The organism is Bartonella sp. MR30HLJHH, assembly GCF_042194195.1.
GTDB lineage: Bacteria > Pseudomonadota > Alphaproteobacteria > Rhizobiales > Rhizobiaceae > Bartonella > Bartonella grahamii.
The window spans coordinates 1-1,084 of sequence record NZ_JBHIMO010000080.1; the positions used below are offsets into that span (position 1 = coordinate 1).

Below are 1,084 nucleotides of genomic sequence, written 5' to 3' on the forward strand. Positions count from 1 at the left end.
TGGCTGATGGTTCTATAGCATCAGGCTCGGGTGATGCGGTTAATGGCGGACAGATTTATGATTTGAATCAGTCGCTAGCAAAGTATTTTGGTGGTGATGCTAAGTATGATGGTGATGGCTGGTTCCTCCCAGGTTTCAAGATAATGACTTTCCAAGAAGATGGAAGCTTTGAAGAGGAGGATTATGATAGCATTGCAGCTGCGTTTGCCGGTGTCAATAAGGTCTTCAAGAAACTTCATAATGAGATTTCAGAAAACATTGAGCAAAATGCGTTGTTGTGGAGTGATGATGCTGGTGCGTTTGTAGCACAGCATGAGAAGGAAGGTAAAAAGGACAACAGCAAGATCACGTTCCTTGCGGAAGGAAAGATATCAGAAGATTCGACGGATGCGATTAATGGAGGTCAGATTTATACTCTTCAACAGACCTTTGCCTCATATTTTGGTGGAGGAGCTGGTTATGATAAGGAAGGAAACTGGCAAGGACCCAAATTCTACGTTCAGGTTTTCAATGATGATGGCACGAAAGGTGATAAAGAGGAGCGTAATAATGTCTCTGAAGCATTTGATGTTGTTAATGACAGCATGAGCACTATCAACGATCGTATAAAAGAAGTTGAAAAGGATGTTGCGTCTAATGGTCTGAATTGGAATGAAGAAAAAGGAAGCTATGATGCTTCTCACGCTGATGATCAGGGCGTTAAGAGTCCTAGTAAGATTATCAATGTAGAGGACGGTAAGGTAGACAAAGATTCCAAAGAGGCCGTGAATGGAGGTCAGCTTTGGGAAACCCAGCAGATGATTACAGATCAGGTCAAGGATATTGAAACTAAAGTTACGGATGGATCTGTACAATATGATAAAGATGAAACAGGAAAAAAGACCAATAAAGTTACGTTAGTTGGTGGAGATGACAGTTCTCCGGTATTAATAGACAATGTAGCGGATGGAAAGATTGAAAAGGATTCGAAAGAAGCTGTTAATGGAGGTCAGTTACATGATTACACAGAACAGCAGATGAAGACGGTTCTTGAAGATGCGAAGAAATATACGGATGATCAAGTCAATAGTCTTGTCAATAATGG

General features: G+C 41.1%; 1 pseudogene. It reads left to right on the top strand.

The features are described 5' to 3' along the window. Positions 1–1,084 (top strand): annotated as a pseudogene (locus ACFIKR_RS09380) (hypothetical protein); the annotation flags it as partial.